The 13,401-nt window shown below is 70.8% G+C and carries 11 protein-coding genes; 2 read left to right on the top strand and 9 right to left on the bottom strand.

Annotated elements, in window-relative coordinates:
• The first annotated feature begins 283 nt into the window (after nt 1-283).
• Nucleotides 284-1,102, top strand: a complete 819-nt coding sequence (locus H9622_RS13895) for an MOSC domain-containing protein (RefSeq protein ID WP_191767016.1) — start codon at nt 284-286, stop codon at nt 1,100-1,102.
• Nucleotides 1,103-1,120: 18 nt separating this feature from the next.
• On the opposite strand, the gene H9622_RS13890 is transcribed toward H9622_RS13895, so the two are convergent.
• A complete protein-coding gene (locus H9622_RS13890) occupies nt 1,121-2,527 on the bottom strand; it encodes an aspartate aminotransferase family protein (protein WP_191767015.1) in 1,407 nt (468 codons plus the stop codon).
• A gap of 176 nt (nt 2,528-2,703) precedes the next feature.
• Between H9622_RS13890 and H9622_RS13885 the strand changes: the two genes are divergently transcribed.
• Nucleotides 2,704-4,281: a PucR family transcriptional regulator gene (locus H9622_RS13885; protein ID WP_318247128.1), complete on the top strand. Its 1,578-nt coding sequence runs from the start codon at nt 2,704-2,706 to the stop codon at nt 4,279-4,281.
• A 24-nt stretch (nt 4,282-4,305) separates the two neighbouring features.
• On the opposite strand, the gene H9622_RS13880 is transcribed toward H9622_RS13885, so the two are convergent.
• From H9622_RS13880 to H9622_RS13845, 8 genes are all read right to left on the bottom strand, one after another.
• A complete protein-coding gene (locus H9622_RS13880; protein ID WP_191767013.1) occupies nt 4,306-5,349 on the bottom strand; it encodes a zinc-dependent alcohol dehydrogenase family protein in 1,044 nt (347 codons plus the stop codon).
• A 31-nt stretch (nt 5,350-5,380) separates the two neighbouring features.
• The gene (locus tag H9622_RS13875; RefSeq protein ID WP_191767012.1) at nt 5,381-5,722 is read right to left on the bottom strand and encodes a cupin domain-containing protein; all 342 of its coding nucleotides are present in this window, start codon (nt 5,720-5,722) and stop codon (nt 5,381-5,383) included.
• Nucleotides 5,719-7,155 (bottom strand): NAD(P)/FAD-dependent oxidoreductase, encoded by a 1,437-nt coding sequence (locus H9622_RS13870; protein ID WP_191767011.1) that lies wholly within the window; start codon nt 7,153-7,155, stop codon nt 5,719-5,721. Before H9622_RS13870 ends, H9622_RS13875 begins: the two co-directional genes overlap by 4 nt.
• A 180-nt stretch (nt 7,156-7,335) precedes the next feature.
• On the bottom strand, nt 7,336-8,991 hold the full coding sequence (locus H9622_RS13865; RefSeq protein ID WP_191767010.1) for an amidohydrolase: 1,656 nt from the start codon (nt 8,989-8,991) through the stop codon (nt 7,336-7,338).
• 5 nt (nt 8,992-8,996) lie between these two features.
• Nucleotides 8,997-9,908 (bottom strand): ABC transporter permease, encoded by a 912-nt coding sequence (locus H9622_RS13860; RefSeq protein ID WP_225222115.1) that lies wholly within the window; start codon nt 9,906-9,908, stop codon nt 8,997-8,999.
• A complete protein-coding gene (locus H9622_RS13855; protein WP_191767009.1) occupies nt 9,905-10,846 on the bottom strand; it encodes an ABC transporter permease in 942 nt (313 codons plus the stop codon). Before H9622_RS13855 ends, H9622_RS13860 begins: the two co-directional genes overlap by 4 nt.
• Entirely contained in the window at nt 10,839-12,008 is a 1,170-nt protein-coding gene (locus tag H9622_RS13850; protein WP_191767008.1) for a polyamine ABC transporter substrate-binding protein, read from the bottom strand. Before H9622_RS13850 ends, H9622_RS13855 begins: the two co-directional genes overlap by 8 nt.
• A 75-nt stretch (nt 12,009-12,083) precedes the next feature.
• Nucleotides 12,084-13,256, bottom strand: coding sequence for an ABC transporter ATP-binding protein (locus H9622_RS13845; protein WP_191767007.1), 1,173 nt, complete (start codon nt 13,254-13,256; stop codon nt 12,084-12,086).
• Nucleotides 13,257-13,401: the final 145 nt, after the last annotated feature.

The following is a 13,401-nucleotide window of genomic DNA, read 5'->3' as shown; positions in this document are numbered from 1 at the left end:
TGCTTTTTCCGCGCCTGTGAGGGTGATGGCGAGGGATGTACGTGAGGATGCCCGAGCGCCTCTTCCCTGATGAGACCGAGACGCGGTCCGGGAACGAGAAGGAGCCATGATCGCCGATCCGCACGACGCGCGCACCTGGACCGTCCTGAGTCAGGCGTCGCGGGCAGAACTGGTCATGCTCACCGTGCTCAGCTGGCTGAATGCCCCCGGCTCCCGCGCCCCGTCCCGCCGTCGGGTCGACGGAGCGGAACGAACCGCCCCGATCGCGCGATAGCGTTCTTCGATGCAGGTGACCCGCATCCGCCTCTATCCCGTCAAGTCGTTCGCCGGCCTCGACGTCGACGTCGCCGGCGTGCTGCCGTGGGGCCTGGAGGGCGATCGCCGCTGGGCGGTCGTCGACCCCGACGGCGAGCCGGTCACCGCGCGCGAGGCGAACGAGATGCTCGGCCTGTCCGCGACCCTCGACGACGGTGCGCTGGTGCTGTCGGACGGGCGTCACGGGAGCGAGCTGCGCATCCCCGAGCCCGTGAGCGCCGCCCCGATCCGGGTCGGCCACTCGCGTCAGGGTTCGGCATTGCCGGCGGATGCCGCGGCCGACGCCTGGTTGAGCGAGCGCCTCGGCCGCCCGGTGCAGCTGGTATGGCAGCCCGACCCCCGAGTGCGGCCGGTGAACCCCGCGCACGGCGGGCACCCCGATGACCGCGTGTCCCTCGCCGACGTCGGGCCGCTGCTCCTCGCCAGCGAGTCGTCGACGGCGCAGCTGAACCGGTGGACCGACGACGGGACGCCGGAGCTCGACATCGTGCGGTTCCGTCCGAACGTCGTCGTCGACGGCGATCCGGCGTCGCCCTTCGCCGAGGACTCCTGGCCCTTCGTGCAGCTGGGCGACGTGCGGTTCCGCGTGAACGGCGTGTGCGATCGCTGCGTGATGACCACCATCGACCCCGACACGCTCGTGCGCGGCAAGGAGCCGATCCGCACGCTCGCGAAGCACCGCCGCTGGGACGGCAAGACGTGGTTCGGGGTGTGGCTCGTGCCCGACCTGGCTTCATCCGCGTCGCCGGCGGTGATCCGCGTGGGCGACACCGTCGTCGCCGGCTGAGCGTGGCGACGCGGCGCGTCAGCGCGTGTGCTCGTCCGCGTGCGAGAGGGCGCGGTCGATCACGTCCAGCCCGCGCAGGAGCTCGTCCTCCGAGATGACGAGGGGCGGTGCGACGTGCACGCGGTTGAAGTGCGTGAACGGCCAGACGCCGTCGCGCTTGCATGCTGCCGCGACGGCGGCGACGGGCGCAGCATCCGCCCCACTCGCATTGAACGGCACCAGGGGCTCGCGGCTCTCGCGGTCGCGCACGAGCTCGATGGCCCAGAAGAGGCCCATTCCGCGGACGTCTCCGACCGAGGGATGCCGGACGGCCAGTTCGCGCAGTCGCGGCTCGACGACGCGCGCTCCGAGATCGCGGACGCGCGCGAGGATGCCGTCGCGCTCGAAGACCTCGAACGTCGCGACGCCCGCCGCACAGGCGAGTGGGTGCCCGGAGTAGGTGAGCCCGCCCGGGAACGCCATCGTGTCGAAGTGCGCGGCGATGCGGTCCGAGATCACCACCCCGCCGAGCGGCACATACCCCGAGTTCACGCCCTTCGCGAACGTGATGAGGTCGGGCACCACATCGAACGCCTGGAAGGCGAACCACTCGCCGACGCGGCCGAACCCGACCATCACCTCGTCGGCGATGTACACGATGCCGAACCGGTCGCACAGGTCGCGGACGCCGGCGAGGTAGCCCGGCGGCGGCACGAGCACGCCGTTGGTGCCCACGATCGTCTCGATGACGATCGCCGCGATCGTCGACGCGCCCTCGAGCACGATGGTCTGCTCGAGGTGCTCGAGCGCGCGCTGAGTCTCTTCCTCGGGCGTCGCGGAATGGAATGCCGAGCGGTACGGATACGGGCCGAAGAACTTGGCGACCGAGCCGTCGGCGGGCTCGTTCGGCCACCGTCGCGGGTCGCCCGTGAGTGCGATCGCCGTGGACGTGTTGCCGTGGTAGCTGCGGTACATCGACAGCACCTTGCGACGGCCGGTGACGAGGCGCGCCATGCGCACGGCGTTCTCGTTGGCGTCGGCGCCGCCGTTGGTGAAGAACACCCTGTCCATGCCGTCGGGCGCGACTTCGGCGATTCGGCGCGCGAGCTCGCCTCGGACGTCGTTCGCCATCGACGGCTGGATGGTGGCGAGCCGCCCGGCCTGCCGCTGGATGGCGTCGACGAGGTCGGGATGCTGGTGCCCGAGGTTGAGGTTCACCAGCTGCGAGCTGAAGTCGAGGAAGGCGTTGCCCTGGTAGTCCCAGAACGTCGAGCCGTCGCCGGCGGCGATCGGAAGCGGATCGATCACCGCCTGTGCGCTCCAGGAGTGGAAGACATGCCCACGATCGTCGGCGCGGACGCGGGCGTCGGCTTCACGATCGGGCAGGGGATGGGCGGCGCCGTTGCGGTCGGTGTAGGTCGCGGCGCGCGAGAGCGTGTCGGTCATGGCGGCTCCCGGGTCGTCTCCGGACAGATCGACCGGAGATGGATTAGGCTGGGTCGGCCCAGTTTGTCAGAGCAGAAGTTGGTGCAACGGTGCCCGACCGTCGCGAAGATCAACCGATCCGTACGGATCGTCTGGTCGCAGGATCCGCGCTTGAAACCCTCCCGACCGTACGCGAGGTGATCGCGCTGGATGCCGTCGCTCAGGGTGTCCCCGAGGTGCTCGTCGGCGACGATGCGCTCGATGCCCGTGTGCGCTGGCTGCACGTGTCGGACAGCGCCGGCGTCGCCCCGCTGCTCGACGGCGGTGAGCTCCTGCTGTCGACGGGATCGTCGTGGCCGGAAGATCCCGCCGACCTCCGCCGGTTCATCGGCGGGCTCGCCGACGCGGGGCTCTCCGGGCTCATCCTCGAACTCGGCACGCACTACCGCTACGTGCCCGCCGTCGTTGTCGAAGCGGCCCGCGAGCGCAACCTCGCGCTGATCGTGCTGCACCGCGAGCTGAAGTTCATCACGATCACCGAGGCCGTGCACGGCCGCATCATCACGGGCCAGAGCGACGCCCTGCGCTCGCGCGACGAGGTGCGCGAGCGCTTCACCGCGCTCGTGCTGCGCGGGTCGCCCGCCGACTTCATCGTGCACCAGCTCGCCCAGACCCTCGGCGCCCCGGTGGTGCTCGAGAACCGGGGGCACGAGGTGGTCGCCGCCGAGGTGCCGCTCGCTCTCGAAGAGGAGCTCTTCACCGAGTGGGAGCTGCGCTCGCGCTCGGCCCACCGCCGGGCCGAGCAGCGCCGTGAGCGGGGCGCGCCCCCGGGCCCGGAGGACTGGCTGGTCGTGCCCGTCGAGGCGCGCGGCGTGCGCTGGGGCACCCTCATCGCACTTCCCGGACCCGATCACCCCGCCGGACGCACCGCGGTGATGGAGCAGGGCGCCATCGCACTCGCGGTCGGCCGTCTCGCCGACGGCGAGTCCGACGAGTGGGGCCGTATCGGCCGGCGCCGCCTGGTCGACGGCCTGCTGGCGGGCCGGTTCGCCGGCGCCGGCGGTGCCGCCGCGCGACTCGAGGCGGCCGGACTGCCGCTGCGGGGCGCGCGCCTGTACGGGGTCGTCGTCTCGGGTGCCGCGGTGACGGCAGAGCGAGCGGATGCCGCGGCCCGGGCCCTGCGTGGGCGCGCGCTCGCCGGCTCGGCGCCCGACGGCGTGCTCGCACCGGCGACCACGCTGCTGCTGTCGCTGCCCGCCGACACGGTGTTCGACGATCCCGCCGCTCTCGCGTTCGCCGCCGCGCTCGTGGAGGCGGGGGCCGACACCGATCGCCTGACCCTCTCGGTCGGCCGTGCCGCCGAGGGCCTCGACGCAGGTCTCGCCTCCCTCCACGACGCCGTGGACCTCGCCCGCGGTCGGCGCCGGCGTCCGGGCAAGGGGCCGCACCTGCGCCGGGCCGAGAACCGCCCGCTCGTGCAGCTCGTGACGGCGCTGCGCGACGACCACCGCGTGCTCGAGCACGGCGAGCGCATGCTGGCGCCCCTGATCGTGCACGACCTCACCCGCACCGGAGACCTGCTCGACGTGCTCGAGGCGATGCTCGCACATCCGGGCAACCGCACGGCCGCGGCATCCGCTTCCCATCTGTCGCGCTCGGTGTTCTACCAGCGCATCGCCCTCATCGAGGAGCTGCTCGGCGTCGACCTCGACGACGGCGAGACCCAGACCGCCCTGCACCTCGCCTTGCTGGTGCGCCGTTCGGCGGGCCGCTGAGTCCGCTCGACCCGTGGAGTCGTCTCACCCCCGACGCGGGTCGATCATCGTCATGCCGGCGGGCATCGCGGAGTCGAACGCGGGCAGCAGAGCGGCAGCCTCCGGCAGCCCGACGACGCGCTCCACGAGCGCCTCTGGGTGCAGAGCGCCCGACTCGATGAGCGCCAGCATGCCGGGGTAGTCGACCGCGGCCATACCGTGGCTGCCGAGGAGGTCGAGCTCCCACGAAATGACGCGTGACATCGGCACGCGAGGGTGGCCGTCGACGGGCGGGAGCAGGCCGATCTGCACGTGCCGTCCACGTCGGCGGAGGCTGTGGATCGCGTCCGCGCACGTCTGCTCGCTGCCCACGGCATCGACGGAGACATGCGCTCCTCCGTCGGTCAGCTCGTGGACGGCGGCCGCGACGTCCCGACCGTCGGCGAGAACGACGTGATCGGCGCCGAGAGCGGATGCCGCATCCAGCGCCGCCCCATGACGATCGACGACGATCGCGCGAGCGCCGAGCGCCTTCGCGATCATGACACCGCTCAGGCCGACACCGCCGGCGCCGACGATGGTGACCCACTCGCCGGCCACCAGTCGTGCACGGCTCACGAGCCCGCGGTAGGCGGTGGCGAAGCGGCACCCGAGAGCCGCGGCGGCCTCGAAGCTCACCGACTCGGGGATCGCCACGAGATTCGCGTCGGCCGCATGCAGCGCGACGAACTCGGCGAAGGACCCGTCGTGTGAGAAGCCCGGCTGCGTCTGGTCGGGGCACACCTGCGCATCGCCCCGCCGGCACCATTCACAGCGCCCGCAGCCGCACACGAACGGCACCGTCACGCGGTCGCCGACGGCCCACCTCTCGACGCCCTCGCCCACGTCGGCGACGATGCCCGCCAGCTCGTGCCCGGGCACGTGGGGGAGCGAGATGTCGTCGTCGTGGCCGGCCCAGCCGTGCCAGTCGCTGCGGCACAGCCCCGTCGCGCGCACCTCGACGACGACGCCGCCATCGGGCGCCGGCGGTCTCGGTACGTCACGGACCTCGGGTGCGACGCCGAAGGCGTCGTAGACGACTGCACGCATGCCTCCATCGTGGCATCCGGGCGAGGCGGGGCTAGGCGAGATACACCTTGCGGAGGGTCTCGCGCACCGTCCAGACGGTGCGCATCCCCCCTTCTAGCCGGACGATCGCGCCTGCCTCGAGCTCGATCGAGGGCAGGGCCGGATCGACGAACTCCACCGTCGCGGAGCCGGCGACGACGACGAACACCTCGTCGATCTCGACGTCGGACATCGCACCGGGCGTCATCTCCCACACGCCGATGCCCATGTCCTCGTCGAGGTCGACCGATCCCGTGGACGGCGACCCCGCGACCACCTGCGCGGGCGGCACGGGGACGAGCGGGACCTCCACCTCGCCCGCGGAGATGAGGGCTCCGGCGTCCAGCTCGCTCATGAGTCGAACCCCAGTCCGAGGGCGTCGAGGGTCTTCAGCAGCAGATTGCGCCTGCCGCGGTTGTGGTCGGCCCGGTCGAGCGACCAGCGGGTCGCGTTGATGCCCATGGCGGCAGCGGGCTCGGGAGGGAACGGCAGCGGGCGCCTGCGCACCATCTCGAGCTCGGTGCGCTCGGTGCGCTCGCCGGCGAGCAGATCGAGCATGACGTCGGCGGCGAATCGCGTCGCTGCCACACCGAGGCCCGTGAAGCCCGCCGCGTACGCGACGCGACCCTGGCGCGCGGTGCCGTAGAACGCGCAGAACTGGGTCGACGTGTCGATCGCACCGGCCCACTTGTGGGTGAAGCGCAGGCCGTCCAGCTGCGGGAACGTCGTGAAGAAGTGGCCAGCCAGCTTCTCGAAGGACGAGGGGCGGTCTTCGTACTGCGTGCGGATGCGCCGCCCGTAGTGGTAGACCGCGTCGTACCCGCCGAACAGGATGCGGTTGTCGCGGCTGAGCCGGTAGTAGTGGAACTGGTTCGCCAGGTCGCTGATGCCCTGCCGATCGTTCCAGCCGATCGCGGCGAGCTGCTCCGACGACAGCGGCTCGGTCATGAGCGCGTAGTCGTAGACCGGAACGGTCATAAGGCGGTTGCGCTTGAGCAGCGACGGGAAGACGTTGGTCGCCAGCGCCACGCGCCCGGCGGTGATGCGGCCGTGGGTCGCGACGACCCGCACCTTGTCGCCGGCGTCGTCCAGTGCGTGGACGGGCGAGTTCTCGAAGATCTCGACGCCCGCCTCCTCGGCGGCGTGCGCGAGCCCGGCGGCGAGCTTGCCCGGATGCACGATGGCGGTCGAGCGCTGCTCCCAGACCGCCCCGAGATAGGTGGGGGAGGCGATGGACGCCTGCACCTCGGCCTCGCTGAGACGCAGCACTCCCTCTTCGCCGCGGGATGCGGCATCCGCTGCCCATTCGTCCAGCCACTCGAGCTGGTGCGGCTCGGTAGCGACGCCGAGCGAGCCGACGCGCTCCCAGTCCGCATCGATGCCGTACGCGGCGATGTCCTCGCCCATCCCGTCGAGGTTCTCGAGCCCCATCTCGTCGAGGCGGTCGATTTCGTCGGGCCAGCGGCTCAGGCCGTTGTCGCGCCCGTGCGTGAGGCTCGCCTCGCAGAACCCGCCGTTGCGCCCCGAAGCGGCCCAGCCGACCGTGCGGGCCTCGACCACGACGACGCGGCTCGACGGATCGCGGCGCTTGGCCTGCAGTGCGGTCCACAGACCGGTGTACCCCGCGCCGACCACGACGAGGTCGGCCGTCGACTCCCCGCTCACGCGTACGCGAGCCGGGGTGACGGGGAGGTCATCGAGCCAGAAGACGCCCTGACGCGTCCCGGAGAGGCTGTGACGGATGACGGATGCTGCCGGCCGCTGTCGTTCGAAGACGGTCGTGCCCACGGGTATCACTTCCCTGTTCGGTGTTGTCTGCTTCGATCTTGGGGGCTGTCGGCTGCCGAGAACAGGTGATCTGGCGAACACAGGACGGATCGGTCGATTTCGCCCTGTTTCCGTCAGATCACCTGATGCGGGCAGGTGGGGAGAGCGGATGCCTCTGCCCGAGCCGCCGTCTCGGCCGGCTCACGCGTCGGGCGCGGCGTACACGCGCGATCCCTCGACGAACGTCTGCAGCACCCGCGTCGTGCCGATCTCCTCGGCCGGACCATCGAAGGGGTCGCGGTCCAGCACGACGAGGTCGGCGTACTTGCCCGGCTCGACGGTCCCGGTGGTCTCGTCGAGGTGGTTCACCCAGGCCGAGCCGGCCGTGTACGCCGTCAGCGACGTGGCGAGGTCGATCGCCTGCTCGGGGAGGAAGGCCTCGTACTCGCCCTCCTCGTGGCCCGGGGCAGCGAGGCGGTTGACGGCGACATGGATCGCCGCGAGCGGGTCGGGCGACGAGACCGACCAGTCGCTGCCGGCGGCGAGCACGGCGCCCGCGCGCAGGAGGTCGCCGAACGGGTACTGCCACGCGCTGCGGGGCTCGCCCAGGAACGGCAGCGTCAGGTCGACCATCTGCGGCTCGAGGGCGGCCCACAGCGACTGCATGTTGGCCGCGACGCCGAGCTGCCGGAAGCGCGGGACGTCGTCGGGGTGCACGACCTGGATGTGCGCGATGTGGTGACGGTTGTCGCCGTGTCCGTTGCGGCCGATCGCGTGTTCGACGGCGTCGAGGCACTCCCGCACGGCACGATCGCCGATCGCGTGGAAGTGCACCTGGAACCCTTCGGCGTCGAGGATCGGGACCGCCTCGTTCAGGACGGCCGGGTCGACGAACGAGAGGCCCGAGTTGTCGGTGAAGTGCCCGTGCCCGTCGCAGTACGGCTCGAGCATCGAGGCGGTGAAGTTCTCGGCGACCCCGTCCTGCATCACCTTGACGGATGTCGCGGCGAAGCGCCCGCCGCGGTACCGCTCGCGACGCTCGAGGATCGAGGGGATCTGCTCGAGCCCCTGCGCGCGATCCCACCAGATGGCGCCCACCACGCGTGCCGTCAGCGTGCCGTCGGCAGCGGCCCGCAGGTACGCCGGTCCCGGGTCGCCGGCGTCCCCGTACGACCCGACGATGGCGTCCTGCCACGCCGTGATGCCGAACGAGTGCAGGTAGCGCTGGCCCACCAGGAGCGCCTCGGTGAGCCGCTCGAGCGGCTCGTCGGGCAGGTGGCGGTTGACGAGGCTCATCGCGCCCTCGTGCAGGGTGCCCGAGGGGGTGCCGTCGGCGTCGCGCTCGATGCGCCCGTCGGTGGGATCGGGCGTGTCGCGGTCGATCCCGGCCAGGCGGAGCGCCGCCGAGTTGACCCAGGCCCCGTGCCCGTCGCGGTTCGGGAAGAACGCCGGGCGATCGGCCACCACGGTGTCGAGCGCCGCCGCCGTCGGCGTTCCGCCGGGGAAGGCCGACATCTGCCAGCCGCCGCCGAGGATCCACTCGTCGTCGGGGTGGTCGGCCGCGTAGGCGCCGATCGCGTCGAGGTACTCCGCCGCCGTGCCGTGCTCGGAGAGGTCGCACCGCAGCATGTCGAGGCCGCCCCACACGGGGTGCACGTGGGCGTCCTGGAACCCCGGCAGCAGCATCCGCCCCTGCAGGTCGACCAGCTCGGTCCCGGGGCCGATCAGGTCGCGCACGTCGTCGCCGCCGACCGCGATGATCCTGCCGTCCGCCACCGCGACCGTGCGGGCACGCGAGCGCACCGTGTTCGCCGTGAAGACCGGACCGCCGGTGAAGACGAGATCGGCGTACCGCACGGCGGTCAGCCTCCCGTCATCGTGCGGGCGATCTGGGTCGCGGAGTCGCCGGCACGCTTGAGCACCAGCGCGACCAGCGCGAGGGCGATGAGCGTGAGCAGCAGCATGATCGTCGACACCGCGGCGATCTCGGGACGGAGCCCCGAACGCACGGCGCTGAGCACGTAGACGGGCCAGGGGGTCGTCCCCGACACCTGCACGAAGGCGGCGACGATGGTGTTGTCGAGGCTCAGCGTGAACGCGAGCAGGAAGCCGGCGAGGACCGCGGGCATCGCCAGCGCGAGCGTCACGCGACGGAACGTCGTGAACGGCTTCGCGTAGAGGTCGGCCGACGCCTCTTCGAGGTGGGCGTCCATGCCGACCAGACGCGCGCGCACGATGTACGAGACCACCGCCGTCGCGAAGAGCGAGGATCCGACCGAGAGTCGCACGATGCCGTCGTTGAACATCGTCAGGCCGAGGTCCTGGCCGAGGAGCACCATCCAGGGGAGGAGGGCGACGGCGTCGACGATCTCGGGGGTCACCGAGACGAGCAGCAGCAGTCCCAGGAACCACCACACCCACTTGCCCGGGTGACGCGCCATCGCGATCCCGGCGAGCGTGCCGAGCGCCGTGGCGATGGTCGCCGCGATGAACGCGGTGATCAGGGACACCCGGACGGCGCTCTGGATCGCTGGCTTCTCGAGGATCGTGAGGAAGGCGTCGAAGCCGAATCCGTCCCACGACACCAGGAGGCGCCCGGTGTTGAACGAGTAGATGACGATCACGATGATCGGCAGGAACAGGAAGAGCATCACGAGGACGCCCCACACGTTGAAGGCGATGTCGGACCACGAGCGCTTGCGCCGTGGCGCACTGCCCCGCCCGCCGGCCGGCGTCTGGGCCCGGAGCATCGTCTCGGTCATCGTCTGGGTCATGTCGCCACCTCCGCGGGGGCTTCGGCCGGGTCGTTCACTCGCGCGGTCGCGGGCGCCGACCCCAGCACCAGCCGATTGCGGGTGCGGAACGGCAGGGCCACGAGCCAGATCACGACCCCCGCGACGGCGATCGTGAGCATGATGACGAGCATGAGCAGCACGGCCATGGCTGACCCGAGCGCCCAGTTCTGAGCAGTCTGGAACTGGCTGGCCACCAGCTGGCCCACCATGTTGCCCTGTGCGCCGCCCAGGACCGTCGCCGTGATGTAGTCACCCATCAACGGGATGAACACCAGCAGCACGCCGGCGATGATGCCGGGCTGGGACAGCGGCAGCGTGACGCGGAAGAACGTCGTCCACTTTCCTGCGCCGAGATCCTTCGACGCTTCCCGCAGGGCGGGGCCCACCCGGTCGAACGCGACGAACAGCGGCAGGATCATGAGCGGCAGGTAGTTGTAGACCACGCCGATGACGACCGCTGTGCGCGTGTACATGAGAGCGAGCGGACCGTCGAGGACGCCCATCGACTGCAGCACGGTCGACAGCCACCCCTCGGGCGCGAGGATGACCTGCCAGCCGATGGTTCGGACGAGGAAGTTCGTCCAGAACGGCACGAGCACGAGGGCGATCAGGATGCCGCGGCGATCCGGCCGCACCTTGAACGCCATCCAGTACGCCACCGGCGCGCCGATGAGGAAGCACAGCACCGTGCCGAGGATCCCCACCCACAGCGTGTTCTGGAACGTGGCGAAGAACGTGGGTGACACGGCTTCGACGTAGCGGTCGAAGGACAGGATGTCGTTCGCGTGCGTGCCGAAGATGCCCGGCTTGTAGCCGAAGCTGAACCACACGACCATCGCCACCGGAGCGACGAAGAAGAGCAGGAGCCATGCCCACGCCGGCACCGCGAGCGCGGCTCCTGCCGCGCGGCTACGCACCCGCGGCGGCCTTCATCTCGTTGTGGATCTCGACGCGCGTGGTCTGCGAGTCGTTGAGCTCCTGCTCGTGCATCGTCTCGAGCTGCTCGGGCGTGAAGAAGATGAACTCGCTGAGCTCGATGCCGCTCGTGTCCATGTCCTTGCCGCCGACGTTGTAGCCGATGTAGTCGAGGTTGAGGGCGAGGCTCTCGGGCGACATCGAGTAGTCGATGAACGCATGCGCGGCCTCGGGGTGCGGGGCGCCCGTGGCGATAGCCCAGTTGTCCATCCAGAGCTCGGTCTGGGGACCGGGCAGAACCCACTGCCAGCGGTCGAGGTCTCCCGACTCCTGCATGCCGAGTCGAGCCTCGCCGTTCCAGGACTGCATGAGCACCTGCGAGCCCTGCACGATCGCGGTGCTGGGGTACGAGTCGAACGCCGAGATGTGCGAGGCGATGTCGGAGACCAGGAACTGGCGCGCGGCCTCGAGCTCGTCGGGGTCTTCGGTGTTCCAGTCGGTGTCGTTGGCCCAGAAGTAGGAGCCGATCGTGCCGGCCGGGTCGTCCAGCATCGAGGTCTTGCCGCTCGCCTCGTTCTGCGCGGCGTCGAAGAAGTCCGCCCACGTGGTCAGCTCGCGGGTGATGACGTTCTTGTCGTAGACGAAGCCTGTCGTTCCCCACGCCTTGCAGACCGAGTAGTCGTTGCTGGGGTCCCACGCGCGGCCGAGGTAGGCGGGGTCCATGTTGGACATGTTCGGCAGCAGGTCCTTGTTGAACTTCATCAACAGGCCGTTCTCGATCATCTGCGGGATGAACACGCCCGTCGGCACGACGATGTCGTAGCCCGACGTGCCCTTCGCGGCGACGAGCTTCGCGATGAGCTCCTCGTTCGAGCTGTACGAGTCGAGCGTCACCTTCGGGCCCAGTTCGGACGTGAAGCCCGAGACGACGTCGGGGGAGTCGTAGTCGCCCCACGTGTACACCGACAGGTTGCCTTCGAGGTCGCCGCCGGTCGCCTGCGGCTGCGGCGAGCCGCCCCCGCTCGGTGCGCACGCGGCGAGCGCGGCAGCGGAACCGGCGATGGCCGCGATGCTGAGGAACCGGCGGCGCGAGAGCTCGCGCATGATCGACGGCGCCGCGCCCTCCGGCGCGAGGATGCGGATCGGGTTGCGTGAGTCGGTCATCGTGGTCTCCAGGTTCGGGTCGGGGAGCCGGGTGAGCGGGGTGCTGCGGCTGTGCGGTTGTGGGAAGGGCGGTTTTCAGACGGTGGTCGGGGGTGCGACGTAGCCGCCCTCCTGGGCGGCGTCGTCGGCGGGGAAGAGCAGGACGTGATGCGCCGCCCACGTGCAGAGGACCGGGTCGCCGACCTGCAGGGCGGGGGCGTCGGGCGTCGGGCGTCGCACGATGAGGCTCTGCTCGTCGCCGAGGCGCACGAGGTACTGCATCGTGTCGCCGAGGTGCGAGACCCCGATCAGCTCACCGCGCGCGGTGTTGGCATCGGTGGTCTCCGTGGGGTCGTCGGCCGCGATCCGGATGTACTCGGGCCGCACGGCGGCTTCCCCCTGACCGGTGCCGGTGAGCGTGGCCTTCGCGGCGCGCACCAGGGCGTGCGGCGACGCGATCGCCGCGCCCGATTCCTCGATCCGGCCGCGGAAGAAGTTCTGCTGCCCGACGAACGCCGCGACATACGCCGACGCCGGTCGTGCGTACACCGTGTCGGCGTCGGCGAGCTGCTCGATGCGACCGGCACGCATGATCGCGATGCGGTCGCTCATCGAGAGCGCCTCGCCCTGGTCGTGCGTGACGAAGATGAACGTGATGCCCAGGCGGGCCTGCAGCAGCTTGAGCTCGAGCTGCATCTCCTCGCGCAGCTGCCGGTCGAGCGCGCCGAGGGGCTCGTCGAGGAGGAGCACCGAGGGCTGATTGACGAGGGCCCGCGCGAGCGCGATGCGCTGCTGCTGGCCGCCGGAGAGCTGAGTGGGCTTGCGGTCGCCGAAGCGGTGCATCTGCACCAGGTCGAGCGCCTGCGTCACCTTGTCGCGGATCTCGGCCTTCGGAGTGCGACGCTGCTGGAGGCCGTACGCGACGTTCTCGGCGACGCTGAGGTGCGGAAACAGGGCGTACGCCTGGAACACGGTGTTGACGTCGCGGCGGTACGGGGGAGCGTTCAGCACCGACTTGCCCGACACCCGGATGTCCCCGGCATCAGGGTGTTCGAATCCGGCGATCATGCGCAGCGTGGTGGTCTTGCCGCACCCTGACGGGCCGAGGAGCGAGATGAACTCTCCGGGCTGGACCGTGAGCGACAGGTCGTCGACGGCGACCTGGTCGCCGTAGAGCTTCGTGATCCCGGACAGGACCACGGCGCCGCGGCCGTCCGTCGAGGCCGGGTTGGTCGCCGGAGCGGTCTCCGCGTCAGTCGCCGTGGTCACCTGATGAGGTCCTCCTGCTGCGGGTCGCGCGACGCTGCACGACCGGATGGGATGTGTGGGTCATTCAATAGCGGGCGGTTCACCCCCCGCAACGTGCCGGTGGCCGAACCGGACGATCCGGGGTCTCCAACCGTCCGGCCTGACA

It is taken from the genome of Microbacterium gallinarum (assembly GCF_014837165.1).
Taxonomy (GTDB): Bacteria; Actinomycetota; Actinomycetes; order Actinomycetales; family Microbacteriaceae; genus Microbacterium; species Microbacterium gallinarum.
The sequence above is the reverse complement of the archived record's forward strand: the minus strand, read 5'-3'. Positions and strand labels throughout refer to the sequence as shown.